The sequence below is a fragment of the Streptomyces beijiangensis genome (assembly GCF_017315755.1).
Classification (GTDB): domain Bacteria; phylum Actinomycetota; class Actinomycetes; order Streptomycetales; family Streptomycetaceae; genus Streptomyces; species Streptomyces beijiangensis.
On record NZ_JAFLRJ010000015.1, the window covers coordinates 1 to 26,604 of the forward strand.

A 26,604-nucleotide genomic window follows, 5' to 3' on the forward strand; every position below is an offset into this window, starting at 1 on the left:
CCGGGTTGATGCGGGCGGCGTCCAGCTGGTCCTCGGTGACCGTCCACCAGACGGCACGGGTGCGCAGGGTGCGGGGCGGCAGGTCGAGTTTCGACTCGCCGAGGATCTCGCCGGTGATGAGTTTGCGGCGGAGGTACGAGACGACCTGGTTGGTGACCTCGACAGAGCCGTAGCAGAGGCGGCCCGATCCCCAGGGGATCTCGGTGTCGGTCTCCAGGACGGAGATGGCGGTGGTGTCGCGGGCGGTCGTGGAGTACGGCGGACTGGCCTCTTCGACCAGGGCCGCCGAGTCCTCCAGGTCCAGGTGTTTCACCAGGTACGTACGGCCCTGGTGGAGGTGGACCGCGCCGTCGTGGACGGCGGTGTGGGCCGACCCCTCGTCGACCGTGCCCAGGAGGCGGCCCGTGGAGGCCTCGACGATCTGGACGGGGCGCCCGCCCCCGCCCCGGATGTCGGTGAGGTCTGCGGCGCGCTCGCGGCGGGTCCAGTACCAGGACCTGCCCCGTCGGCGGAGCAGCCCGGCCGATTCCAGCTGGGGCAGCAGATCGGCGGTCGCCGGGCCGAAGAGCTCCACATCGGTCTCGGTGAGCGGGATCTCGGAGGCGGCCGCGCAGAGGTGGGGGGCCAGGACGTACGGGTTGTCGGGGTCGAGGACGGTGGATTCGACGGGCTGGTCGAAGAGCGCTTCGGGGTGGTGGACCAGATACGTGTCGAGGGGGTCGTCGCGGGCGACCAGGATCGCCAGGGCGCCCTGCCCCGTGCGGCCGGCCCGGCCGGCCTGCTGCCAGAGCGAGGCACGGGTGCCGGGGTAGCCGGCGATGACGACGGCGTCCAGTCCGGACACGTCGATTCCGAGTTCGAGTGCGGTGGTGGCGGCCAGGCCCAGGAGGTCGCCGGAGTGCAGGGCACGTTCCAGGGCGCGGCGTTCCTCGGGGAGATAGCCGCCGCGGTAGGCGGCGACGCGGCGGACCAGGGAGCGGTCCACCTCGGCCAGGCGTTCCTGGGCGATGAGGGCGATGAGCTCGGCGGCGCGCCGGGAGCGTACGAAAGCCACCGAGCGCACGCCCTGGATCGTCAGATCGGTCAGGAGGTCGGCGGTTTCGGCGGTGGCGGTACGGCGTACGGGGGCGCCCTGTTCGCCGTGGAGTTCGGTGAGCGGGGGTTCCCAGAGGGCGAAGACCAGTTCGCCGTGCGGTGAGGCGTCGTCGGCGACCTCCTTGACCGGCAGGCCGGTGAGGCGGCCCGCGGCGATCGCGGGATCCGCGGCGGTGGCCGAGGCGAGGAGGAAGACGGGATGCGAGCCGTAGCGCGCGCAGAGGCGGCGCAGACGGCGCAGGACCTGGGCGACATGGGAGCCGAAGACACCGCGGTAGGTGTGGCACTCGTCGATGACGACATAGCGCAGGGCGCGCAGGAAGGACGACCAGCGCGGGTGGGAGGGCAGGATCCCGCGGTGCAGCATGTCCGGGTTGGTGAGGACGTAGTTCGCGTACTGGCGCACCCACTCGCGTTCTTCGACGGGAGTGTCCCCGTCGTACACCGCGGGGCGGATCGCGTTGCCGAGCGGAGCGGCGAGCTCTTTGACCGAGCGGCGCTGGTCGGCTGCGAGGGCCTTGGTGGGGGCGAGGTAGAGCGCGGTCGCGCCGCGGCCGTTGGGGGCCTCGGAGCCGTCCAGGAGGGCCGAGAGGACCGGGGCGAGGTACGCGAGGGACTTGCCGGAGGCGGTGCCGGTGGCGATGACCACGGACTCACCGTCCAGGGCGTGCTCGGCTGCGGTCGCCTGGTGGGTCCAGGGGTGCTCGATGCCACTCGCGTGGATGGCGGAGATCACTTCTGACCGGATGCGATCGGGCCAGACGGCATGGGTTCCCGCACGAGGGGGCAAGTGCTCCGTATGAGTGATGCGTGGAGCTCTCCCCTGCCGCGATGCGAGCTGATCGAGGACCATGCCTGGGAGGGGCCGGGCACCTGCGTTCGGCCTGTCAGGACTGGAGTGGGTCAGTTCAGCCATTGGCACTGAGTGTGTCACTGGTGTGGTGGACAATCATCACAGGCGTTGCCCGGTCGTCGGTGGCCTTGGTTGTCCCCGCCACAGCGGGGTTGCTCCGTGATTGAATGCCAACGCGGCTGGCGATCCGCCCCCTGGTTCGTCCGGGCAGGCCACCGGGCGACGCCACAATTGAGCAAGGTGCTGGAGGATCCGTGGACCTGTCCCTGTCGACTCGCAATGTGTCCGGCCCTGGTGGCGACCGTACGGTCGTCGAGGTCGGTGGCGAGATTGATGTATATACCGCGCCCAAGCTGCGCGAGCAGTTGGTCGAGTTGGTGAACGACGGCAGCTACCACCTGGTTGTCGACATGGAGGGCGTGGACTTCCTCGACTCCACCGGACTCGGCGTGCTGGTGGGCGGCCTGAAGCGTGTGCGTGCCCATGAGGGCTCGCTGCGCCTGGTCTGCAACCAGGAGCGCATTCTCAAAATCTTCCGCATCACCGGTCTGACCAAGGTGTTCCCCATTCACACCACGGTCGACGAAGCCGTCGCAGCTACCGACTGACGGCTTCCGGAAGAGAACACAGGGGTGCCGGGCTCCCAGCCCGGTCCCCTGGGATGCACGCTCGTACGCGCGCATGCCTGAACGCTCACGTGTCTGAACGTCCGTGTGCCGACACGTCCGAAGGTCTGAGGGGGATCGCATGGCAACCGTTGAACTCCGCTTCAGCGCCCAGCCCGAACATGTCAGGACGGCCCGTCTGGTGGCGGCTGCCGTGGCCCGCAGGGCCGGCGTGGACGAGGCGGTACTGGACGAGGTCAGGCTCGCGGTCGGAGAGGCGTGCTCGCGTGCGGTGGGCTTGCACCGTTCCCATGGCATCACGGCGCCCGTACGGGTCGTGCTGACCGAGGAGGAGAAGACTTTCTCCATCGAGGTCGGGGACGAAGTCCCGGGCCCGGGCGGTGCGGCCACATCGGTCCCCGGTGCGCGCAGCGCATCGGATCCGTCCGTGTCCGGCGCCGACTCCGACGACGACGGCGAGGACGAGATGGGTCTCGCGGTCATCAGCGGTCTCGTCGACGACGTCGAAGTGACCTCCAGCGTGTCCGGAGGCGTCATCCGCATGAGCTGGCCGACCACTCCTGCGACGGTTCTTCCGTAAACACCAGAGTTTCTTGATTCTTTTTACGGCCCTGCTGAGCAGGGCCTTTTTCTTTTCTCCTAGATCCTTTATGGGAGTGAATGGTTCTGGCCCATTAAGTCGAAGGTCAATTCCATTTGCAGCCCACTGTTTTGATCAGGTTCCGCTCCCTACAATCCGTCCACATCTTGAGCTTTGAGCGTCAAGCGTCAAGGAGGACGAATGGCGGTACTGACCCACGACAACCGCATCATCGTGATCGTCATCGCCGTGGTGGCTGTGGCGGCCCTGCTCGTCGCCCAGCTGCTGGTGCGCCAGGTACTGGCGGCAGGCGAGGGCACCGACTCCATGAAGAAGATCGCAGCAGCCGTACAGGAGGGCGCGAACGCCTATCTGGGGCGGCAGTTGCGCACGCTCGGCGTCTTTGCCGTCGTCGTGTTCTTCCTGCTCTTCCTGCTTCCCTCGGACAACTGGTCGCAGCGCATTGGACGTTCGGTGTTCTTCCTGGTGGGCGCGGTATTCTCCGCGGTCACCGGCTACATCGGTATGCGTCTGGCCGTACGGGCAAATGTGCGTGTGGCCGCTGCCGCGCGAGAAGCGACCCCCGGGGAGGGCGAGCCGGAAAAGGATCTCACCGCTGTCTCCCACAAAGCGATGAAGATCGCTTTTCGCACGGGCGGTGTGGTCGGCATGTTCACGGTGGGCCTCGGCCTGCTCGGCGCCTCCACCGTCGTCCTCGTGTATGCGGCCAATGCCCCCAAGGTTCTTGAGGGATTCGGTCTCGGCGCGGCCCTCATCGCCATGTTCATGAGGGTCGGCGGCGGAATCTTCACCAAGGCCGCCGATGTCGGCGCCGACCTCGTCGGAAAGGTCGAGCAGGGCATCCCGGAGGACGACCCCCGCAACGCCGCCACGATCGCCGACAACGTGGGCGACAACGTCGGGGACTGCGCGGGCATGGCGGCGGACCTCTTCGAGTCGTACGCCGTCACCCTCGTCGCCGCCCTCATCCTCGGCAAGGCCGCCTTCGGCGACTACGGCCTCGCCTTCCCGCTGATCGTCCCGGCGATCGGCGTGCTCACCGCGATGATCGGTATCTTCGCGGTCGCCCCGCGGCGCACCGACCGCAGCGGGATGTCCGCCATCAACCGCGGATTCTTCATCTCGGCGGTGATCTCGCTCGCCCTGGTGGCGGTCGCGGTCTACACCTACCTGCCGTCCTCGTACGCCGACTTGAAGGGCGTCACCGACACCGCGATCAGCGGACACAGCGGCGACCCGAGGACCCTGGCACTCATCGCCGTGGCCATCGGGATCGTCATGGCCGCCCTGATCCAGCAGCTCACCGGGTACTTCACCGAGACCACCCGACGCCCCGTCAGGGACATCGGCAAGTCCTCGCTGACGGGCGCGGCGACCGTCGTGCTCGCCGGCGTCTCCATCGGGCTCGAATCCGCCGTCTACACCGCGATGCTGATCGGCCTCGGGGTGTACGGAGCCTTCCTGCTCGGCGGTACGTCGATCATGCTCGCCCTCTTCGCGGTGGCCCTGGCCGGAACCGGGCTCCTCACCACCGTCGGCGTCATCGTCGCCATGGACACCTTCGGACCGGTCTCCGACAACGCCCAGGGCATCGCGGAGATGTCCGGCGACGTCACGGGAGCGGGCGCCCAGGTGCTCACCGACCTGGACGCCGTCGGCAACACCACCAAGGCCATCACCAAGGGCATCGCCATCGCCACGGCCGTGCTCGCCGCCTCGGCGCTCTTCGGTTCGTACCGTGACGCGATCGCCACCGCGGTGAAGGACGTGAACGCCAAGTCCGGCGAACTGGGCCTGAGCCTGGACATCTCCCAGCCCAACAATCTGGTGGGACTGATGTTCGGGGCCGCGGTCGTCTTCCTCTTCTCGGGGCTGGCGATCAACGCGGTGTCACGTTCGGCCGGGGCCGTGGTCTACGAGGTGCGGCGGCAGTTCCGCGAGCATCCCGGGATCATGGACTACACCGAGGAGCCGGAGTACGGGCGCGTCGTCGACATCTGCACCAGGGACGCGCTGCGGGAGCTCGCCACGCCCGGGCTGCTCGCGGTGTTGGCACCAATAGCGGTCGGTTTCACGCTGGGCGTGGGCGCGCTCGGCTCGTTCCTCGCGGGTGCGATCGGCACCGGGACCCTGATGGCCGTGTTCCTGGCCAACTCCGGTGGCGCGTGGGACAACGCGAAGAAGCTCGTCGAGGACGGGCACCACGGCGGCAAGGGCAGTGAGGCCCATGCGGCGACCGTCATCGGCGACACCGTCGGCGACCCCTTCAAGGACACGGCCGGGCCGGCGATCAACCCGCTGCTGAAGGTGATGAACCTGGTGGCGCTGCTGATCGCGCCCGCGGTCGTCAAGTTCAGTTACGGCGAGGACGCCAGTGCCGGAGTGCGTGCGGTCGTGGCGACGGTCGCGATCCTCGTCATCGTCGGCGCGGTGTACATCTCCAAGCGGCGCGGGATCGCCGTGGGCGACGAGGGCAACAACGAGCGGGTGGCCAAGTCACCGGACCCGGCGGTGGTTTCGTAACCTCCGCCCCTCCCTCACCACCATTCCGCGGCGGGCTTGCGGGGTGGTGGTGAGCCTTGTCTCCCTCCATCTGCTTGGTGCAAATGGCTGCAATACCGGACGGAACGGGTGTACGACACGCGAATGTAGCCCACTTGGCGTGTAAGTTCCGGGGCCGAGAGCCTTGGAAGGGACCAATCCGGTGAACAAGAAGCTTGCTGCCGCGCTGTCCGGCGGTGCGGTACTGGTGCTGTCTGTGTCCCTGTCGGGATGCAGCAGCGATGACGGCAACAAGAAACTCGACGACTGGGCCAAGACACTCTGCGGGCAGATCCAGCCGCAGCTGGCGAAGAGCACGAAGGCGAACCAGCAGATCGTCGCCACTGCGGCCGACGGCAAGCCCGCCGACATCCAGAAGGCCGACGCGGCCGCGTTCCAGGACCTGTCCGACGCGGACAAGGCCATTGCCGCGGCCCTGACCAAGGCGGGCGCACCGCCCGTCGACAACGGGGCGACCCTGCAGCAGAACGCCGTGAAGGAGCTGAACACCGCCTCGGCGGCCTATGCGGCGCTGGTGAAGCAGGTCAAGGCGCTGGACACCGGCGACCAGCAGAAGTTCGCCGACGGTCTGGCGAAGGTCTCCGACGGCCTGGACGCGATCAACAAGTCCGGAAGCGGCGCGGTCGAGAAGCTGCAGCAGGGCGATGTGGGCAAGGCGCTCGCCAAGCAGCCCGGCTGCAAGGTACCGACCTCGTCGGCCTCGCCGTCGGCTTCGGCCACCAAGTCGTAGCGCTTTCGCTGCGTCTCCACGTCTCCACGGATTGCTCACGGCCCGGCGCCCTCAGGGGTGCCGGGCCGTGATGCTGCCGTTGTCAGTGCGGACGGACACAATGGGCGGGTGAGTACGAGCACCAGTCTTCCCGCGTCCGACCGTTCCTCCGAGCTGCGCGAGGCCCTGCTCGCCGCCGCCTTCACCGCGGACGGGCTGCTCGATCTGCTCGGCGCGCCCGCGTACGCCGCGCTGGCCCGCAGCGAGACGGTGCCCGCACTGCGCGCCACGCGCGGCGACAGCCTGCTCGAGACGCTGGTGCGGCTGTTTCTGCTGCAGGAGTCCGTGGAGGCCGGGCGGGCCGCCGCCGCCCTGCCGCTCAAGCTGTGCCTCGACGGGGGATGGCTGGTGCGGGACGGGGACGGGGACGGGGACGAAGGCGCCGACGTCGTACGGGCGAGCGTGGACGTGCGTCCTTACGGCGGGCCCGAGGGGCAGGACTGGTTCATCGTCTCGGACCTGGGGTGCGCGGTCGGCGGGGCCGGCGGGGCGAGCGGGCACGGGGAAGGGGTGGTGCTCGGCGTCGGCGGGGCGTCCACCACGCTCGCCGGGATCACGGTGCGCACGCCCGTCGGGACGGCCCTGGACATCGGCACGGGGTCCGGCATCCAGGCGCTGCACGCCTCGCGGCACGCGACGAGCGTGACGGCCACGGACCTCAATCTGCGGGCGCTCGACTTCACCCGGCTCACCCTCGCGCTGTCGGGTGCCGGGGAGGCCGATCTGCGCGTGGGTTCGCTCTACGGGCCGGTGGAGTCCGAGACGTACGACCTGATCGTCTCCAACCCGCCCTTCGTGATCTCGCCGGGGGCCCGGCTGACCTACCGGGACGGCGGGATGGGCGGGGACGATCTCTGCCGCTCCCTCGTTCAGGGAGCAGGGGAGAGGTTGAACGAGGGAGGGTTCGCGCAGTTCCTCGCCAACTGGCAGCACGTGGAGGGCGAGGAGTGGCAGGAGCGGCTGCGGTCCTGGGTGCCGCGCGGGTGCGATGCGTGGATCGTGCAGCGCGAGGTGCAGGACATCACGCAGTACGCGGAGCTGTGGCTGCGGGACAGCGGGGATCACCGGACGGATCCCGCCGAGTACGCGGCGCGGTACGAGGCGTGGCTGGACGAGTTCGAGGCGCGCAAGACCAGGGCCGTGGGCTTCGGGTGGATCACGCTGTACAAGTCGGGGTCCGATCGGCCCTCGATCGTGACGGAGGAGTGGCCGCACCCCGTCGAGCAGCCGCTGGGCGATGCCGTACGGGAGCATTTCGCACGTCAGGATTACCTGCGGTCGCATGACGACGCGGCGCTGCTGGCCGACCGGTTCCGGCTGGTGGAGGAAGTGGTGCAGGAGCAGGTCGGGCTTCCCGGGGCGGAGGACCCCGAGCATGTGATCCTCCGTCAGAACCGCGGTATGCGGCGGGCGACGAAGGTGGACTCGGTCGGGGCCGGCTTCGCCGGGGTGTGCGACGGGACGCTGACGGCCGGACAGATCCTGGACGCCATCGCACAGTTGCTCGACGAGGACCCGGTGGTGCTCAGGGACCGGACGCCCGAGGCGATCCGGGTGCTGGTGGAGGAGGGCTTCTTGGAGCCGACGGGGGGAGCGGGGGTGGAGTGAGCGGGTTTCCCCGCTGAAGGGGTCCTGTGGGGGGCGGCTTCGCGGCTACCGTCGTAGGGATGCGGAGAGTGCTGTCTCGGGGGAGGCGCCATGGTGGGGGAGACGCCGGATCAGGGCGAGGGCAGGATCGTCGCCGGGCGCTACCGGCTGCTGCGCAAGCTCGGTGCGGGCGGGATGGGACGGGTCTGGCTCGCGTACGACCAGGGGCTGGCGTGCGAGGTCTCCGTGAAGGAGATCGCCGTTCCGGACGGCGTGACGATGGACCAGGACGAACGCACCTCGCGGATCGCGCGGGCGCGCAGCGAGGCCCGGCAGGCGGCGCGGCTCCGCGGTCATCCGTACGTCGCGACCGTCCACGATGTGGTGGTACATGACGAACTCCCGTGGATCGTCATGGAGTTCGTGCCCGATGCGATCGATCTCCAGGCGCTGGTGCGGCAGTCGGGGCCGCTGTCGCCCGCCGAGACGGCCAGGATCGGTTCCGCCGTTCTTGACGCGCTGATGGCCGGGCACCGGATCGGGATCCTCCGCCGGGAAGTGAAACCGGCCAATATTCTGCCGGCACCCGGTGTGGTGGGTGCGTCGGGCTCGGGGTGGTCGGAGCGCGAAGGGGCCCGTGTCCGGCGTTCACCCACGGTTCGCCTCTGCGCCGCCTTGTCGTGTCCCTGGCGCGTTCCGTGGGGGTCAGCCTTGATTTCCTGAGTGGTCAGGGGAGCGGGACTGGATGCGGGGGGCGGTACGGGTCATGGAAAGCACGCCTGCGATCTTCGCCGGGGCGGTGTTCGTGCTGTTCGGCGGCGCATTGCTGTTGTGGACAGGTGTGCGCACCCTGCACCGTGCGCCGGTCGCGTACGGAGTGAGCCCAGCGGTCTCCGGCGTGCTCGCCGGGCTCGTCGGGGTGGCGTTTCTCGCCCTCGGACTGTGGTGTTTCACACGGCTGTGAGCCCGGTCTTTGACTCTTCGGGTCAGTTGACCCGTGGGGGGACGAACTCAAGCAATGAGGGATCGAAGGGAGCGTGCCTCGCTCTTCCCTTCGGTAGAGGTCTGACGACTACGGCCTGGACGACCGCGCTGATCGCCTTGCGCTTCTGGGCGAGGCCGAACGTCTGCCAGCGGTCTCGGCTGAACCCTGCGAACGCGTTCGCGGTGGCCTGCTGGGCCGTGAAGTCTGCTCCGTCCTTCTCGGATTCCGCGATGTGAGCGTTCAATTCGGAGAGCACGTCGAAGAAATCGTGAGGCGCTATGCCGCCGTGGGCGTACTGCCTCTTGAGGAGCGCAGCCCGCTCCCGCAAGGAGTCAAGGACGCCCTGTCCGTGCCAGGACGGTGTTGAGGGCTGCTCGGCCCCGTACCGTTCGGTCAGAGCCGAGATCACGTATCCCTCGACGGCCTCGTCCACCAGGGCGACTTGCCGGGCGACTCCACGGCACGACGGAAGCTTGCACGCGTACGAGGGGCGTCCGGTCGGCCTGCTCGGCGGATTGCCGACCATCTTGGAGTCGCAGAGGCGGCCGTGCTCATCCGGCTTTCCGCAGCGGACGATTCCCGACAGCAGGTATTTCCGGGCGGATTCCGGGTCTGGGCTCTTCCGGCGCTTGACGCTGCGAGCGGGATCTCCCTTCAGGGTCCCCGCATTGATGCGGTAGTGGCCGGGGTACAGCGCTGCGAGTCTTCTCCACTCATCCACCGTGGCGGCGGCGGCCCAGCTGCCGACCACAGGTGCACCTGTGGCGAGGTCGGTCACCAGCTCGCCGTCCAGCATCCGGTATCCGCAGATGGCTGGGTTGCTGACGATGTTCCGTACGGTATTGCCGGTCCATCGACCACCGCGCACGGTGGGAACGCCCTCATTGTTGAGCCACGCGCTGACCGACTCGCTGGACTCTCCGGACAGCAGCATGCCGATCATCTTTCTGAGACAGGCGGATTCGACCGGGTCCAACTCGTGGTTGTGCGGCCGGTCCTGCCGCCTGTCCCCGGGGAGCCAGCCAAAGCGCCGGTGCCCCCCCGACTGCTTGCCCTCCCTCGCACGGTCCCGGACGGAGCGAGCGGTTCGTTGTCTGACCGCCGTCACCTCGCCGTCCCAGGCATCACCATCGGTAGCAGTGCGATGCAGTTCGACGAAGCGATGCTCGTCGACCGCGTAGAAACAGCCGTCGTCGTTCACGGTCAGAGCTCGATGCACGCGCAGACGGTCTGAGGGAAGGCGGTACACGCGGTCTGCCGCGACGGCGACTATTCCGCTGACCGGAACTCCTTCCGCTGTCTGTCTGGCGCGCAGATCCCGGACCATCTGCAGGAACCCTGGCCGTGATACGGCGGGATCGGCTGCCGTGAGGTGATTGTCCGTGTAGTGGGCGACCACGGCGAGGCCCAGGGGGACTGCTGCGGCGGTGTTGTTCAGATGCTGTCGGGCGACGCCTGCGGCCTGCTGTTTCTCCTCGCTGATCCGCGCGTAGGAGCAGACGGGGCGGCGGTCTCCAATCCATTCCCTGGTGGTTGTGCCGCGAGCCAGAGCTTCGGACAGTTCGGGCGCGAGGGCCCAAGTGGACGTAGCCTGCATCTGTGCCCCCAGGGTTACTGTGATGCTTAAGCGATAGATTTACATACCGTTCGAGTGGCCGTTATGAACTTCGGCCATTTGACACCGGGGCGGGATGTACCGTCACACTCCGCAGCGTCACCGTGCGAACAGCACAGCCATTGAGCGTCGACCGGAGAGAAGAGCCACGTTGTCCCCGACCAGCGAGACCGCACACGGCGGCCGCCGACTCGTCATTGTCGAGTCGCCCGCCAAGGCGAAGACGATCAAGGGCTATCTCGGCCCGGGTTACATCGTCGAAGCGAGCGTCGGGCACATCCGCGACCTCCCGAGCGGCGCCGCAGAGGTGCCGGACAAGTACACCGGTGAGGTGCGCCGCCTCGGCGTGGATGTCGAAAACGACTTCCAGCCCATCTACGTCGTCAACGCAGACAAGAAGGCCCAGGTCAGGAAGCTCAAGGAGCTTCTCGCCGAGTCCGACGAACTCTTCCTCGCCACCGATGAGGACCGCGAGGGCGAAGCCATCGCGTGGCATCTGCAGGAAGTCCTCAAGCCCAAGGTCCCCGTCCACCGGATGGTCTTCCACGAGATCACCAAGGACGCGATCCGCGCCGCCGTCGAGAACCCGCGCGAGCTGAACACGCGCATGGTCGACGCCCAGGAGACCCGCCGCATCCTCGACCGTCTCTACGGCTACGAGGTATCGCCGGTCCTGTGGAAGAAGGTCATGCCGAAGCTGTCCGCCGGGCGTGTCCAGTCCGTCGCGACACGGCTCGTCGTCGAGCGGGAACGCGAGCGCATCGCTTTTCGTTCTGCTGAGTACTGGGACCTGACCAGTACGTTCTCCACCGGCCGCAAGGGCGACGCCTCCGACCCGTCGACCCTGCTGGCCAGGCTGAACACCGTCGACGGCCGCCGGGTGGCCCAGGGCCGCGACTTCAACTCCACAGGGCAGCTCAAGTCCGAGGTCCTGCATCTGGACGAGGCGAACGCCCGCGCGCTCGCCACCGCACTGGCCGACACCGCGTTCGCGGTGCGCTCGGTCGAGTCCAAGCCGTACCGCCGCTCGCCGTACGCCCCGTTCCGTACGACGACGCTCCAGCAGGAGGCCTCCCGCAAGCTGGGCTTCGGGGCCAAGGCCACCATGCAGGTCGCGCAGAAGCTGTATGAGAACGGCTTCATCACCTATATGCGTACGGACTCCACGACGCTCTCCGAGACCGCGATCACGGCGGCCCGTGCGCAGGTCACGCAGTTGTACGGCGCCGAATATCTGCCGGACAAGCCGCGTACGTACGCCGGGAAGGTCAAGAACGCGCAGGAGGCGCACGAGGCGATCCGCCCTTCGGGTGATCGTTTCCGCACCCCGGCCGAGACCGGGCTGACCGGCGACCAGTTCCGCCTGTACGAGCTCATCTGGAAGCGGACCGTCGCCTCCCAGATGAAGGACGCCGTCGGCAACTCGGTCACCGTGAAGATCGCGGGCACATCGAGCGACGGCCGGGTCGCGGAGTTCTCCGCCTCCGGCAAGACGATCACCTTCCACGGCTTCATGAAGGCCTACGTCGAAGGCGCCGACGACCCGAACGCCGAGCTCGACGACCGCGAGCGACGCCTCCCGCAGGTCGGCGAGGGCGACGCCCTGTCGGCCGAGGAGATCTCGGTGGACGGGCACGCGACCAAGCCGCCGGCCAGGTACACGGAAGCCTCGCTGGTCAAGGAGCTCGAAGAGCGCGAGATCGGCCGCCCGTCGACGTACGCCTCGATCATCGGGACGATCCTCGACCGCGGATACGTCTTCAAGAAGGGCACGGCACTCGTGCCGTCCTTCCTGAGCTTCGCCGTGGTCAACCTGCTCGAGACGCACTTCGGACGGCTCGTCGACTACGACTTCACCGCCAGGATGGAAGACGACCTCGACCGCATCGCGCGGGGCGAGGCGCAGGCGGTGCCGTGGTTGCGGCGGTTCTACTTCGGCGAGGGCGACGACCAGGCAGGCGCGGCCGCGGCCGTCGGCAACGGCGAGGGGGACCACCTCAGCGGGCTCAAGGATCTCGTCACCGACCTGGGTGCGATCGACGCCCGGGAGATTTCCTCGTTCCCCGTCGGCGACGGGATCGTACTGCGGGTCGGCCGGTACGGCCCGTACATCGAGCGCGGCGAGAAGGACTCCGAGAACCACCAGCGCGCGGACGTGCCGGAGGAGATGGCACCCGACGAGCTGACCGTGGAGTACGCGGAGGAGCTGCTCGCCAAGCCGAGCGGGGACTTCGAGCTGGGCGCCGACCCGGTCTCCGGGAACCAGATCGTGGCGAAGGACGGCCGGTACGGGCCGTACGTGACCGAGGTGCTGCCCGAGGGCACGCCGAAGACCGGCAAGAACGCGGTCAAGCCGCGGACGGCTTCGCTGTTCAAGTCGATGACGCTCGACACGGTCACGCTGGACGAAGCGCTCAAGCTGATGTCGCTGCCGCGTGTGGTGGGCGTCGACGCGGAAGGCGTGGAGATCACCGCTCAGAACGGCCGGTACGGCCCGTATCTGAAGAAGGGCACGGACTCGCGGTCGCTGACCGAGGAGGACCAGCTCTTCTCGATCACGCTGGACGAGGCCCTGGCGATCTACGCCCAGCCGAAGCAGCGCGGCCGGGCCGCGGCCAAGCCGCCGCTGAAGGAACTGGGCACGGACCCGGTGAGCGGGGCGCCGGTCGTCGTGAAGGACGGGCGCTTCGGTGCGTACGTCACCGACGGCGAGACCAACGCGACGCTGCGGACCGACGACAGCGTCGAGGAGATCACGCCCGAGCGCGGCTATGAACTCCTCGCCGAGAAGCGTGCCAAGGGGCCGGTGAAGAAGAAGACGGCGGCCAAGAAGGCGCCGGCGAAGAAGGCCGCGGCGAAGAAGACGACGACGGCCGCTGCGGCGAAGAAGACCGTTGCCAAGAAGACGGCGGCCAAGAAGGCGCCGGCGAAGAAGGCGACCGCCAAGGCTGCGGCTTCGGCTTCGGCGGCGGACGAGTAGAAGCCGGGGGTCCAGGGGCTCTGCCCCCGGCCCCCCGCTCCTCAATCAATTGCCTGAGGGGCTGAATGACGTCCTCGATCGCCGGACGGGCTTGAAAGTCCAAGCCCGTCCGGCGATCGAGGACAGATGTTCGGGTGCGCCCGGCAGGGAGTTGCACGCTCCGGATAGGCTGGGCGGATGACGCGAGCCGAGCAGCCAACGGTCGTGAGCCCCACCTCCGACGAACTAGCCGCAGACTCACGCGAGCGCGCCGTACGGGCATTGCTGCGCTTCCCCCCGCTCAGGCGGTTGTGGAGCGCTCACCTTGTCGGCGCGACCGGCGATGCCCTCGCCCTCCTCGTGCTTCTGCTGCTGTCGTTGCAGGCGGCCATCACGCAAGGATCTTTCGGGGGCGGTTACCGCGGTGCCGCCCTCGCTGTCACCGCCGTCTTCGGCGCCCGCGTGCTTGCCACGCTGCTCTTCGGGGCGGTGCTGCTGGGACCCGTCTCCGCGCTGACCGCGCCCGGAGGGCCGCTGGACCGGCGCTGGACGATGATCGGCGCCGACGGGATCCGCCTCGCGCTGCTCGTCGTCGCACCGTTGTGGATCGACTGGACCCCGGACAAGGCCCTCGCCTTCCTCTTGGTCACCGTCTTCCTCGGCGGAGTCGCCGAGCGCTTCTGGACAGCGGCCAAGGAGAGCGCGGCACCCGCCCTGCTCCCGTCCCCGCCGATCGAGGGCGCCGCGGTGCGCCCGCTGCCCGACCACATGGACGCGCTGCGCAGGCTGTCCCTCCGTACGGTCTTTGTGGCGATCCCCCTCGCGGCCGCGGCGCTTCTCGTCGCGACGCTGATCGGGAGGCTTCTCGGTACGGGCATCGACTGGTTCTCCGTGCACCAGGCGGCCCTCGGCTCCTACGTCGCGGCGGGGCTCTTCTCCGCCTCCGTATCGACGCTGTACTTCCTTGAGCTGCCCGGCGGCCAGACGCCCCGGCCGCGCTCCCCGCTGGAGGGTCTGCGCAGGCCCTCGACCGGCAACGGCCCGGACAACGGCCGTACCGGAGCGACCCCGTTGCTCGTGCTGGCCGCCGCAGCCGTTGCCGGAGCGATTGCTTCCGCCGCTGCCGTCGCCGTGCTGCACACCATCGACCTGCACGGCGGACCTGCCGCGTTCTCGCTCATGGTCCTGGTTCTGATCGGTGGCGTGGGCGCGGGCATCCGCAGCGCGGCCGCCGTACTGCCCGCCCTCTCGCGCCGCCGCCTGCTCGCCATCGCCATCGCGCTCACCGGCGTGGCGCTCCTGGCGATGGGCCTTGTCCCCGACATGGCGACCGTCCTGCTGATCGCGGCGCTCGCCGGTTACGCGGCCGGAGTCGCGGCCGCCACCGCGCACACCCTCGTGGACCTGGAGACCGAGGAGTTCCGCCGTGCGCGGACCACCGACCACCTCCAGGCCGTCGTACGGGTCGCGATCGCGCTCGGCGCGATCGTCGCCCCGCTGCTCGCCGCCGCGATCGGCCCGCACCATCTCGGCGACGGCACGTTCGTCTTCGCCCACGGCGGGGCCGCCTTCACGCTGATGCTGGTCGGCGCGCTGCTGCTGCCGGTGGCGGCGCTCGTACTGGCCAAGACCGACGACCGCTCCGGCGTACCGCTCCGCCGCGATCTGCGCGATGCGCTGCGCGGCGGCGACGACCCGGCGCAGGCCCAGTCGGCCACCGGTTTCTTCCTCGCCCTGGAGGGCGGCGACGGAGCCGGCAAGTCGACACAGGTCGAGGCGGTCGCCGAGTGGATCCGGGCCAAGGGCCACGAGGTCGTGGTCACGCGGGAGCCGGGTGCGACGCCGATCGGGAAGCGGCTGAGGTCGATCCTGCTCGATGTGTCGAGCGCGGGTCTGTCGAACCGCGCGGAGGCGCTGCTGTACGCGGCCGACCGCGCGGAGCACGTCGATTCGGTCGTACGGCCCGCTCTGGAGCGCGGCGCGATCGTCATCTCCGACCGCTACATCGATTCGTCCGTCGCCTACCAGGGCGCGGGCCGTGACCTCTCCCCGACCGAGATCGCCCGCATCAACCGCTGGGCGACGCATGGTCTCGTACCGCATCTGACGGTCCTCCTCGACGTCTCGCCCGAGACCGCGCGCGAGCGCTTCACTGAGGCGCCGGACCGGCTGGAATCCGAGCCGATGGAGTTCCACCAGCGGGTACGGGCCGGATTCCTGACCCTCGCCGCTGCGGACGCCGGGCGCTATCTGGTGGTGGACGCCGGGCAGGAACCGGAGTCGATCACGACGGTCGTACGTCACCGGCTCGACCAGCTCCTCCCGCTCTCCGAGGCCGAGGTCAAGGCCCAGGAGGACGCACGCAAGGCCGCCGAGGCCGAGGCCAAGCGCCTCGCCGACGAGGAGGCCGCGCGCAAGGCGGAGGAGGAGCGGCTGGAGGCCGAGCGCCAGGCCCAGCTGGCGAAGTTGCGCGCCGAGGAGGAGGAGCGCAAGCGCCTCGAACTCGAGGAGGCGCGCCGCCGCGAGGAGGAGCGCCAGGCCGAGGAGGCACGGCAGCGTGCCGAGGAGGCGCGCCGTCTCGCCGAGGAGGAGCGGCTGCGCCGCGAGGCCGAGGAGAGGGCGCGCGCCGCTGAGCAGGAGCGGCTGCGCCGGCAGAAGGAAGAAGAGGACCGGCTGCGGGCGGAGGCGGACGAACGCCGCCGCGAGAAGCAGCGCAAGGCCGAGGAGGCGCTGCTGCGCGCCGAGGAGGCACGGCGTCTGGCGGAGGCCGAGGCGGCTGCGGTCGCTTCGTCCGCTGCCTCGTCGGCCGCCGCGTCGGCTGCGGCCGAGGCAGGGGCTTCGGCTGCCGAGACGACGGTCGAGACGCCGGTGGTCGGTGCGAACGAGATCACCCAGCCGGTGCGGAGTCCCGCGGCGGACGCGGAGGAGACCACGGTCATGCCGCGGGTGCCTGACGCCGACCGGACCGCGGTGATCCCGAAGATCCAGGATGCTCAGGAGACGACGGTGATCCCGAAGATCCGGGATGCCGAGGAGACGGCGGTGCTTCCGCCGGTACGGGAGGACCGTGCGCCGCGCGGCTACTTCCGCGACGAGGCCGCGCCGGAGGGCGAGAACGAGCGCACCCGGGAGATCCCCAAGGTCGACCCGGCCAAGCCGCGGCCCCGCTCGGACTGGGCCGAGGAGACCCCGCTGGACGATCTGCCGTCGCTGGCGGACGAGCTGCTGGGGGATCACGACGACGAGAACGGCGGGAGCGGGCGCAAGGGCCGAGGGCGGCGCTAGCCGGGGCTGGTGCGCGGCCTTCGGCCGCTGGTCCTCAATCGCCGGACGGGCTTGATCTGCCCCTCCGGCGATTGCGGACCAGAGCCCCGTGCGGATCCTGTTGTCAGACCCCTGCCCCACAATGGGGACATCGCACGAAGCCACATCAAAGGGGCGAGCACCATGGCCGTATGGGACGACCTCGTCGGGCAGGACCGGGTCCAGTCGCAGCTGGCCTCCGCCGCCCGCGACGCCGACGCACTCGTCACCGCCGCGGCCACCGGCGTACCCGCCCCCGATGTGTCCAGGTCGACGATGACCCACGCCTGGCTCTTCACCGGGCCGCCGGGATCGGGCCGGTCCACCGCCGCCCGCGCCTTCGCCGCCGCTCTCCAGTGCGTCAGCCCCGACCGTGCCCTCGGCGGCGCGCCCGGCTGCGGCTTCTGCGACGGATGTCACACCGCCATGATCGGCAGCCACGCCGACGTCCAAGTGATCCGTACGGACCTGCTCTCCATCGGTGTGAAGGAGACCCGCGACCTGGTCCGCCGCGCCCAGCTCTCGCCGGCCACAGGACGCTGGCAGGTCATCGTCCTGGAGGACGCCGACCGCCTCACCGAGGGCGCGGGCAATGTGCTGCTCAAGGCGGTCGAGGAGCCGGCCCCGCGCACGGTCTGGCTGCTCTGCGCGCCCTCCCTGGAGGACGTGCTGCCCACGATCCGTTCCCGTTGCCGCCACCTCACCCTGCGCACGCCGCCCGTCGAGGCGGTCGCCGATCTGCTCGTCCGCCGGGACGGCATCGACCCGCAGGTCGCGCTGGCCGCGTCCCGCGCCACCCAGGGACACATCGGCCGCGCCCGCCGGCTCGCCACCGACGAGCGCACCAAGGCCCGCCGCGCCACCGTGCTCAAACTCCCGCTGCGCGTCGACGACATCGGCGGCTGCCTCAAGGCCGCCCAGGAGCTGGTCGACGCGGCGTCCGACGACGCCAAGCAGATGGCGGAGGAGGTGGACGCCAAGGAGACCGAGGACCTCAAGACGGCGCTCGGCGCATCCGCGGGCGGCCGGATGCCGCGGGGCACGGCGGGCGCGATGAAGGAGCTCGAGGACCGGCAGAAGCGCCGCAAGACCCGCACCCAGCGCGACAGCCTCGACCTCGCGCTGACCGACCTCACCGGCTTCTACCGGGACGTCCTGGCCCTCCAGTTCCGCTCCGGGGTGCCCCTCTCCAACGAGGACGTACGCGACGCACTCGACCGCATCGCCCGCGCCTCCGGCCCCGAGCGCACGCTGCGCCGCATCGAGGCGATCACCGCCTGCCGCCGCGCCCTGGACCGGAACGTGGCACCGCTTCTGGCCGTCGAGGCGATGACGGTGGCCCTGCGCGCGGGCTGACAGCGGCCCCTGCGGTGGCCCCTGCGGTGGCCCCCGCGGTGGCCCCCGCGGTTGCCCCGGCTTGACGGCTCACCCGTACGAGCGTGAAAGTACACGGCGCGTCAACACCCGACTACGCTCCGGGGATGGACACCAGGCGCCTGCTCTCCACCCTCGCGACCACACTGGCCACCGCCGGCCTGCTCATCACGGGCTGTACGGCGGGGAGTTCGACCCCGAGCGCCTCGGCGTCCGCGTCACCCAAAGCGGCTCCGGCCGCGAATCTCACCTCGTACTACGCGCAGAAGCTGACCTGGCGTTCCTGCGGTGCCCCCGGCTTCGAGTGCTCCACCATGAAGGCCCCCCTCGACTACGCGAAGAGCTCCTCGGGCGACATCAAGCTCGCCGTCTCCCGCAAGAAGGCCACAGGACCCGGCAAGCGGATCGGCTCGCTGCTGGTCAATCCGGGCGGCCCCGGGGGCTCCGCGGTCGACTACCTCCAGGGGTACGCGGGGATCGGCTACCCCGCCCAGGTCCGGGCCCGCTACGACATGGTGGCCGTCGACCCGCGCGGTGTGGCCCGCAGCGAGCCCGTCGAATGCCTGACGGGCAAGGAGATGGACGCGTACACCCAGGTCGACCAGACCCCGGACGACGCCGGCGAGACCACCCTGCTGACCATCGCGCTCAAGGACTTCGCGCGGGGCTGCGAGAAGCGCTCGGCCACCGTCCTGCCCCATGTCTCCACGGTCGAGGCGGCCCGTGACATGGACATCCTCAGGGGGATCCTCGGCGACGAGAAGCTCCACTACCTCGGCGCCTCGTACGGCACCTTCCTCGGCGCGACGTACGCCCAGCTGTTCCCGAACCGCACCGGGCGCCTCGTCCTGGACGGCGCGATGGACCCCTCGCTCCCGGCGATCGACATGAACCGCGACCAGACAGCCGGCTTCGAGACCGCCTTCCAGTCCTTCGCCGCGGACTGCATCAAGCACGAGGACTGCCCGCTGGGCACCACTTCCGTGGCGGACGCCTCCACCAACCTGAAGAAGTTCTTCACCACGCTCGACGCGAAGCCCGTCCCCACCGGCCAGTCCCGCAAGCTCGGCGAATCCCTCGCCACCACCGGTGTGATCGCCGCGATGTACGACGAGGCGGCCTGGCCCGAACTGCGCGCCTCGCTCACCCGCGCGATGGACGGCGACGGGGCGGGCCTGCTCTCGCTGGCCGACTCGTACTACGAGCGTCAGGAGAACGGCAGTTACGCGAACCTGATGTTCGCCAACGCCGCGGTCAACTGCCTCGACTCGCCCCCGTCCTTCACCGGCCCCGACGCGGTCACCGCCGCGCTCCCCTCCTTCGAGAAGGCCTCCCCGGTGTTCGGCGAGGGCTTCGCCTGGGCCGCCCTGAACTGCACCTACTGGCCGACCCCGGCCACCGGCCGCCCGCACAGCATCGAGGCGAAGGGCGCGGCCCCGATCGTGGTGGTCGGCACGACCCGAGACCCGGCGACCCCGTACAAGTGGGCCAAGTCCCTGGCCTCCCAGCTCGACTCGGGCACGCTCCTCACGTACGAGGGGGACGGCCACACGGCGTACGGCCGCGGCAGCGACTGCATCGACACGGCGATCAACACCTACCTCCTGGAAGGCACGGTTCCGTCAACCGGCAAGACCTGCCGGTGAACAGAATCTGACAGCCCCTCAACAACCTCCGGAACTCCCGTCCCTGGGCCCCTCGTGGCCGCTGGGGCGGGAGTTCTCGCGGTTACCGTCGGTCCTCTCGGCTCGGCCTCGGGGGGACGGCAATGTCGACGGAACTCAGCCAGGCGCTCTGGGCGGTGATCGCGACCGTCCTCGCCTCGGCCTGCACCGGCCTGTGGCAGTACTACCGCCTTCGCCACCGCATCGCGTACCGCATCCAGCTCAACATCCCCATCAGCATCGTCCGTGACGGCCCTGGCGGCGCGGTCCGCCTCCGCCCGCCCGGCACGGGCCCCTCCGACGGGTCCCCGGGCGAGTCCGCGAGCCTGGTGCTCCTGCGTATCGAGAACGTCGGCTTCCAGGAACTGCGCTCGGAGGACATAGAGCACGAACTGTACGTACGGTTCCCCGGCCGCACCCTCATCCACGTCGAGCCGGTCGAGGTCGAGCGCGACGTCCTCCTCGACACCCTGCGCCGCCCGCCGGGCCTGCACGCGACCGGCGAGCGCCTGCCGATCCCGCGCTTCGCGATGAAGCGCAAGGACCACTTCAAGCTCCTCCTCCTGCTCGACGGCCCGCACAGCGGCGACATCCGCCTCAACGGCCACATAGGCGGCGGCGACATCGTCCGCGGCCACGCCCGCGTGGAGCGCGCGAAGGCCTTCCGTAACTCCGCGCTCCTCCTCACCCTGGGCTTGGGATTCCTCGCGGGTTACGTGACCGCCCCACGTGCCTCCGATACGTCCTCCTGCCCCACCGGCGCGCTCACGGTCATCGGCTCCACCGCCTTCAAGCCGGTACTCGACCGGGCAGTGAAGAGCTACCGCTCCGCCTGCCCCCGCTCCGCACAGATCAAGGTGGAACTCGACGGCAGCGCGGCAGGCACCCGCTCCGTCACCACCTCGGCCCGGATCGCCTTCAGCGACACCCGCCTGCCGGGCAACGAGTCGGGCCTGACCGGCGCCCCGGTGGCGGTGACGGTCTTCCGCGTAGTGGTGAACCGCTCCACCAAGATCGAGAACCTCACCCTCCCCCAGCTCCGCGACCTCTACGCGGGCCGCATCCGCAACTGGTCGGCCCTGGGCGGCGCCGATCTCCCCGTCCGCCTGGTGGGCCGCAACGGAGACTCGGGCAGCCGCCAGATCTTCGAGTCCAAGATCCTCGCCAACCACCCGGAGCCCCCGACCACTTCGGGCGACTGCCGTACGGCCGACCGCGACCTCGCCACCCCCACGATCCGCTGCGAACGCCCCACCACCGACGAACTCCTCGCGGCCGTCGACACCACCCCAGGCGCCCTGGGCTACGCCGACGCGGGAGCCGCCGCCTCCACGTCCCGCCGGAACACCCTCACCGTCTCCCTCGGCCGCGTCACCCCGACCCTCGCCGCCGTGAAGTCAGGCCGCTACCCGTACTGGTCGATCGAGTACGCGTACACCCGAGGCCGCCCGCCCGCAGGCTCCCCGGCGGCCGCGTTCCTGGACCACCTGGCGGGCCCGCACGGCGAGACGGCGATCACAGCAGCAGGCAACTACCCGTGCGAACCCCAGGCCCGGGGCCTCTGCGGCTGACCTGGGGAGGGGTCCCGGGGGTGGTCCGGAGCACGACATTAAACCCTGTAGACTTGGCTCCGCTGCTGACCGCACCATGGTGCACAGCACATGCCGCCTTAGCTCAGCTGGCCAGAGCAACGCACTCGTAATGCGTAGGTCTCGGGTTCGAATCCCGAAGGCGGCCCGGAATTACCCCAGGACTCACTCGCCGTGACCTGGGGTTTTTTCATGCCCGGGGTGTGGCGGGCCGCACGGCCGAGATGTCGTGGAGGGGAAGGCAGCCGCACGGCCTGCTGGACATCGGCGTCCAGCCCTCAGGCGCGGTGTGGGAGTACATGCAGAAAGATGGGGGCGTGCTGACCTACGTCTACCGCGTCACCAAATACGACCCCGCCGACCGCGACGAGCATGGGCACTACACCGGCTCTGAGGACACCGTCAGCGACCACGGCGAGGTCGAGGCGGCCTATCTTCAGGCGGTCGCGTCGTTCGCCGGGGACACCGCCATCGATCACCTGGTTGTACGTGAACCCCAGATTCCGTCCCTCGCGCACTTCGGCGTCGAGCCTCCGGTGGACGGATTCGGGCTGGACGGCCTCTTCCCGTTCGGCCCAGCCGGCTTCTACGACGGGGCAGAGGTATCGCTCGACCTCGCACTGGAGCTGGTGCGGATCATGCTCCGTGACAGCGGTGCCGGGTGCCGGCTGGAGGTGGAGGACACCTTCGCGGTCCACGTCGGATGGGACCAGTACCTGTACATCAGCAGCAGCCGACCCTGCGAGAAGGCGCTGGCCCGCACCCGCGGGCTCGGGCTGTTCCCGGAACGTATGGCTGTATCCCCGTACGCATTCGAGGCCGGGCAGGAAGGCGTGCAGCGGCCCGGCGACGATGAATTCTGGTCCGACCTGCACCGGGCCGTCGCCACAGGTCGCGCCGGAATCCTGGAGGAGACGTATCTCGGAGGTGCCTCGCGATGGCACCACCTCACCCGCGAGACCATCGAAACGGTGCGCGCCGGACTGGCTCCCCGGGCCCGTCTGGCCGTCTGGCCGCGCCTGTCCAGCGACATCGACGCCGTTCTGGGCGCCCTCCCCGAGGAGGGACTCGTCGAAGGCGTCTGGCAGGACGAGGACGGCCGCATGCACAGCGCCATCGCCGACGAGGACGAGTTCCCGGAACTGTCCGCCCGGATCGCCTGTGCCTCGGCCGCCGCGATCATGTCCGTATACGAGGGTGAGAGTGCGCCTCTGTGTACCGCTGTCATGCCTGACAACGACGGAGTTCTGCGGGCTCGTTGGCGGACCGAGTCGACGCCGAGCGACCGGGAGTGGGCACTCCGCCGTTCCCAAGGCTGAGCACGCTTGCCACGCTTGCAGAGGATCCGGAGCGCGGGCGAGGATATGGATCCGCATTCTCATCGAGACGTAATCTTCCGCCGTGCGCTACCTGGCAGAACCATTCATCCTCGGTGCCCTCAAGCGGGGGCGTACCGTCGAGCAGTTCCTCGGACCGACAGGAACGTTGCCGAAATCAGCACCGGAGCCTTACGCGAACGCTGGGTGAATCAGTCCATGGCCGGCGACGAATACCGCGATTACGTACTGGCCAACCGCCCGTGAGTACTGGTCGCGCCGGCCCGGTAGCGAACACCACTGCGCGGGAGGTCGGTTACCGTCAGGTGCGGCCTGACGGTGGATGTCCGACCATCGCCATCTCAGAAGCCGGCAAGCTAGCGGTGCGACCAGCCATCCGCGAAGGCGGCCTGTCCGTCCAGCCATTGGCGTTGCCGTGCAGGCGAGTAGCCGGGATCGCCCTGGAGGTACTCGAGCGCGCCCACCCAACGGTCCCAGGGCCCGTCGGTTGCGATGAAGCGGGCGGCGCGATTCGCGGAGGGGCGCGAACGCAACCGGGCTTTCGCGGTGTGGGGTACGGCCGGTGGGAGCGGCATGATCCTCGGGTCGCTGCTCGGGGGATTGCTGACCCAGGCGTTCGGCTGGGCCTCGGTGTTCTACGTGAACGTGCCGCTTGCGGCGCTGGCCGCGCTCCTCGCCTTCCCGCTGATCGCACCCGATGCCCCGCGGGCCACCGGCCGTACGCTCGACCTCGCGGGGGCGCTGACCTCCACCGTGGGCATCACCCTCATCGTCTTCGCCCTGGTTCAGGGACCGGAGTCGGGGTGGGGTTCGGCGACCGTCGTCGGCGCCGCACTCCTCGGCGCCGTTCTGCTGGGTGCGTTCATCGCGATCGAGCGCAGGAGCTCCGGCCCGTTGCTGCCGTTGCGGCTGCTGCGTGACCGCGACCTGACGACCGGCACCCTGATCACGTTCCTCTACATGGGCACGTTCGGTACGTTGCTCTACTTCCTCACCGTCTATTTCCAGAGCGTGCACGGTTACGGCGCCATGCGCACCGGCATGGCGTTCCTCGTCCCGATGCTCGCGATCGCGGCCGGCTCCCAGGGTGCCGGGCGTCTGGCCACCCGCCACGGCATCCGCGCGATCATGATCGCCTCGCTCGTGGTGGGCGGGCTCGGTGCGGCGACCGTCGGCGCCACCGTCTCCGTGGACGGCTCCTATCTGGCCCTGGTTCCCGGGCTGATACTCCTGGGGATCGGCCAAGGCGCGGGCTACACCCTGATGTTCGGCGCCGCCACCCGTAACGTCGCCCCCGCCGATCAGGGCATCGCCTCCGGCCTGGCCTCCACCAGCCAGCAGATCGGCGGCGCCATGGGTCTCGCTCTTATGGTGGCCGTGGCCAACTCCGGCCTCCCCGAAGCCTCTTCGGAGGAGTTCGCCTCCGCCACCACCGACGGCCTCCGGACCGCCATCTGGTGTACGGTCGCCGGCATCGTCCTCACCACCATCGCCGCCTTCCGGCTTCGTAAGGCCTGATGGAGCACTGCCCTCGCCCGGTCCCGCCCGGTCCCGCCCGTTCCCGAGGCGGGGCTTGTGGCGTGCGTGCCCGGGCTAGGTGGTGGTGGGCGGGAGGATCTGGCAGAGCGCCTCGATGGCGGCGGCGTAGGCGTGGTCGGGTGGGGTCGCGTACCCGACGACCAGGCCGTCGAGCGGGGGCGTCGTTGCCGCGGGGTGCCGGTAGTCCGCGAGGCCGTCGAGGGCCAGGCCGCGCCAGGCGGCGGCCTTCAGGGTGGAGGCTTCGGTGCCGGGCGGGAGGCGCAGGACCGCGTGCAGACCGGCGGCGATGCCCGTGACCTCGATGTGCGGGGTGTGTTCGGTGAGTGCGGCGACCAGGCGGTTACGGCGGTCGCGGTAGCGCTGGCGCATCTGACGGATGTGCCGGTCGTAGGCCCCGGAGGTGATCAGGTCCGCGAACGTGAGCTGGTCGACGACGCTGGTCCAGCGCTCACGTTGGCCCTTCGTCGCCAGCACCGGGTCGACCAGTCGTTCCGGCAGCACCATCCAGCCGAGCCGTAGCGCGGGCGAGATGCTCTTGCTGGTCGAGCCGAGGTACAGGACGTGGTCGGGGTCGAGCGCCTGGACCGCGCCGACCGGCTCGCGGTCGTACCGGAACTCGCCGTCGTAGTCGTCCTCGATCACCGCCCCGCCCCTTGCCCGCGCCCAGTCGACCGCCACATTGCGGCGCGCGGGACTGAGCGGGCCGCCGATGGGGAACTGGTGCGCCGGGGTGAGCAGCACTGAGCGGACGCCGCGATGGCCGGCCAACTCCTCGGTCCTGGTGCCGTGGTCGTCGAGGCCGAGCGGCACGGTCCGCACCCCGCCGGTCGCGAGCAGGGCACGGTGGAACGCCAGGCCGTACGCCTCGACCGCGAGTGATCCGCGCAGTACGCCGCCGCCGAAGAGCAGGCGCAGCGCGTCGGAGAAACCCGCGCAGATCACGATGCGTTCAGGAGTGGTCCGCACTCCTCTGACGCGGGCGAGGTAGTCCGTGAGCGCGGTCCGCAGCTCGATCCGGCCCTGGGGGTCGCCGGGGCCGAACGCGTCGTGGGGTGCATGGGTGAGCGCCCGGCGGGTCGAGGCCGACCACGCGTTGCGCGGGAACGACGAGGCGTCGGGCGTTCCCTGCAGCAGGTTGTGCAGGGGCACACCGGACCCGGCGGTGGGCGCTTTCTTGGGTACGCGAGGACGCTTGACGGGAGCGGCGCGTTCCGCGACCCGGGTGCCCGAGCCCTGACGAGCGGTCAGCCAGCCCTCGGCGACGAGTTCGGCGTAGGCGTCGGCGACCGTGTTCCGTGCGATGCCGAGGTCGACCGCGAGCGACCGGTAGGGAGGCAGGCGGACTCCCGCGGCCAGCCGGCCGTCCTGGATCGCCTCGCGGAGCGCCTGGCCGAGCGCCGCCCGGCGCGATCCGGTCCCGGCCAGCGCGAGGTGCAGGTCAGAGCCGATGCGTTCGGCTGAATTGACCCATGATTCCGGCACTTGAGTGCACCTCCTGGAAGGTCTGTTGGCGCCCTAGGTTAGTAAACATGACGAACAACAACGCACCCCGAGTCAACTTCGCCGCCGCCGCTCCGAAGGCCTTCAAGGCCCTGATCGGCTTCGACGCCGCCGCCCGCGAGGGTCTCGACCCCGCGCTGGTCGAGCTGATCCAGATCCGTTCCTCGCAGATCAACGGCTGCGCCTACTGCCTCCATATGCACGTCACCGACGCCCGCAAGGCCGGCGAGGACGACCTGCGCCTGCACATGGTCGGGGTCTGGCGCGAGGCGAAGCACTACTTCTCCGCCAAGGAGCAGGCCGCCCTGGCCCTGACCGAGGCGGTGACCCTGATCGCGGCCGACGGCGTTCCGGACGACGTCTACGCCGAGGCCGCCGCGCAGTTCGACGAGGCCGAGCTCGCCCACGTCCTCGCGATCATCTTCACGATCAACACCTGGAACCGCATCGCGATCGCCGGCGCCAAGGTCGCCGGCACGGACGAGCGCCGCTGAGACGAGCGCCGCCGATGGGCCCGGAACTCCTGAGCCCCACCCCGGCCTTCACCGACCGTCAGGCTCGCCGGAGTGCCTTGAGTGCTCTGTGCGATTATGCGGGCGCGACCCCGAGGGGGTCGCCGTGAGCGGTGAGGGGCGGGGTTCGGTGT

At 69.8% G+C, this 26,604-nt stretch carries 17 protein-coding genes, 1 tRNA gene and 1 pseudogene; 16 read left to right on the forward strand and 3 right to left on the reverse strand.

The features are described from left to right. The coding region (sftH, locus tag J0695_RS01795; RefSeq protein ID WP_206959447.1) for a DEAD/DEAH box helicase at positions 1-2,011 on the reverse strand (2,011 nt) is incomplete at its 3' end. A gap of 191 nt (positions 2,012-2,202) precedes the next feature. Between sftH and J0695_RS01800 the strand changes: the two genes are divergently transcribed. The 7 genes and pseudogenes from J0695_RS01800 to J0695_RS01830 all read left to right on the forward strand — a co-directional run bounded on the left by J0695_RS01800 (position 2,203) and on the right by J0695_RS01830 (position 9,057). After that, positions 2,203-2,556, forward strand: coding sequence for an STAS domain-containing protein (locus J0695_RS01800; RefSeq protein WP_003967428.1), 354 nt, complete (start codon positions 2,203-2,205; stop codon positions 2,554-2,556). A gap of 139 nt (positions 2,557-2,695) precedes the next feature. Beyond that, positions 2,696-3,154 (forward strand): ATP-binding protein, encoded by a 459-nt coding sequence (locus J0695_RS01805; protein ID WP_206959448.1) that lies wholly within the window; start codon positions 2,696-2,698, stop codon positions 3,152-3,154. A 201-nt stretch (positions 3,155-3,355) separates the two neighbouring features. Beyond that, positions 3,356-5,698, forward strand: a complete 2,343-nt coding sequence (locus J0695_RS01810; protein WP_206959449.1) for a sodium-translocating pyrophosphatase — start codon at positions 3,356-3,358, stop codon at positions 5,696-5,698. 181 nt (positions 5,699-5,879) lie between these two features. Further along, complete coding sequence (locus J0695_RS01815) at positions 5,880-6,467, forward strand: small secreted protein (RefSeq protein ID WP_307798360.1); 588 nt, start codon at positions 5,880-5,882, stop codon at positions 6,465-6,467. A 108-nt stretch (positions 6,468-6,575) separates the two neighbouring features. Continuing rightward, on the forward strand, positions 6,576-8,114 hold the full coding sequence (locus J0695_RS01820; protein ID WP_206959452.1) for a DUF7059 domain-containing protein: 1,539 nt from the start codon (positions 6,576-6,578) through the stop codon (positions 8,112-8,114). Positions 8,115-8,204: 90 nt separating this feature from the next. Further along, positions 8,205-8,693 (forward strand): annotated as a pseudogene (locus tag J0695_RS01825) (serine/threonine-protein kinase); the annotation flags it as partial. A 166-nt stretch (positions 8,694-8,859) separates the two neighbouring features. After that, positions 8,860-9,057, forward strand: coding sequence for a hypothetical protein (locus tag J0695_RS01830; RefSeq protein ID WP_206959454.1), 198 nt, complete (start codon positions 8,860-8,862; stop codon positions 9,055-9,057). 22 nt (positions 9,058-9,079) lie between these two features. Here the strand turns inward: J0695_RS01830 and J0695_RS01835 are convergent, their stop codons facing one another. Further along, positions 9,080-10,675 (reverse strand): recombinase family protein, encoded by a 1,596-nt coding sequence (locus J0695_RS01835; RefSeq protein WP_206959455.1) that lies wholly within the window; start codon positions 10,673-10,675, stop codon positions 9,080-9,082. 169 nt (positions 10,676-10,844) lie between these two features. Between J0695_RS01835 and topA the strand changes: the two genes are divergently transcribed. The 8 genes from topA (at position 10,845) to J0695_RS01875 (ending at position 24,437) form a co-directional block, all read left to right on the forward strand. After that, positions 10,845-13,673, forward strand: a complete 2,829-nt coding sequence (topA, locus tag J0695_RS01840; protein ID WP_206959456.1) for a type I DNA topoisomerase — start codon at positions 10,845-10,847, stop codon at positions 13,671-13,673. 177 nt (positions 13,674-13,850) lie between these two features. Then, positions 13,851-16,937 (forward strand): dTMP kinase, encoded by a 3,087-nt coding sequence (gene tmk, locus J0695_RS01845; RefSeq protein ID WP_206959457.1) that lies wholly within the window; start codon positions 13,851-13,853, stop codon positions 16,935-16,937. Between the two features lie 162 nt (positions 16,938-17,099). Then, positions 17,100-18,311 (forward strand): DNA polymerase III subunit delta', encoded by a 1,212-nt coding sequence (locus tag J0695_RS01850; protein ID WP_206959459.1) that lies wholly within the window; start codon positions 17,100-17,102, stop codon positions 18,309-18,311. A gap of 125 nt (positions 18,312-18,436) precedes the next feature. Next, positions 18,437-19,975 (forward strand): alpha/beta hydrolase, encoded by a 1,539-nt coding sequence (locus J0695_RS01855; RefSeq protein ID WP_206959461.1) that lies wholly within the window; start codon positions 18,437-18,439, stop codon positions 19,973-19,975. 122 nt (positions 19,976-20,097) lie between these two features. Beyond that, positions 20,098-21,564, forward strand: a complete 1,467-nt coding sequence (locus J0695_RS01860; protein WP_206959463.1) for a PstS family phosphate ABC transporter substrate-binding protein — start codon at positions 20,098-20,100, stop codon at positions 21,562-21,564. 92 nt (positions 21,565-21,656) lie between these two features. Continuing rightward, positions 21,657-21,730 (forward strand) — tRNA-Thr (locus J0695_RS01865). A gap of 55 nt (positions 21,731-21,785) precedes the next feature. Next, positions 21,786-22,901 (forward strand): RNA-binding protein, encoded by a 1,116-nt coding sequence (locus J0695_RS01870; RefSeq protein ID WP_307798362.1) that lies wholly within the window; start codon positions 21,786-21,788, stop codon positions 22,899-22,901. Positions 22,902-23,411: 510 nt separating this feature from the next. Then, positions 23,412-24,437, forward strand: coding sequence for an MFS transporter (locus tag J0695_RS01875; protein WP_206959465.1), 1,026 nt, complete (start codon positions 23,412-23,414; stop codon positions 24,435-24,437). A gap of 75 nt (positions 24,438-24,512) precedes the next feature. Here the strand turns inward: J0695_RS01875 and pdxR are convergent, their stop codons facing one another. Next, on the reverse strand, positions 24,513-25,940 hold the full coding sequence (pdxR, locus tag J0695_RS01880) for a MocR-like pyridoxine biosynthesis transcription factor PdxR (RefSeq protein ID WP_206959467.1): 1,428 nt from the start codon (positions 25,938-25,940) through the stop codon (positions 24,513-24,515). A gap of 47 nt (positions 25,941-25,987) precedes the next feature. Between pdxR and J0695_RS01885 the strand changes: the two genes are divergently transcribed. Then, the gene (locus J0695_RS01885) at positions 25,988-26,452 is read left to right on the forward strand and encodes a carboxymuconolactone decarboxylase family protein (RefSeq protein WP_206959469.1); all 465 of its coding nucleotides are present in this window, start codon (positions 25,988-25,990) and stop codon (positions 26,450-26,452) included. The last annotated feature ends 152 nt before the right edge of the window (positions 26,453-26,604 follow it).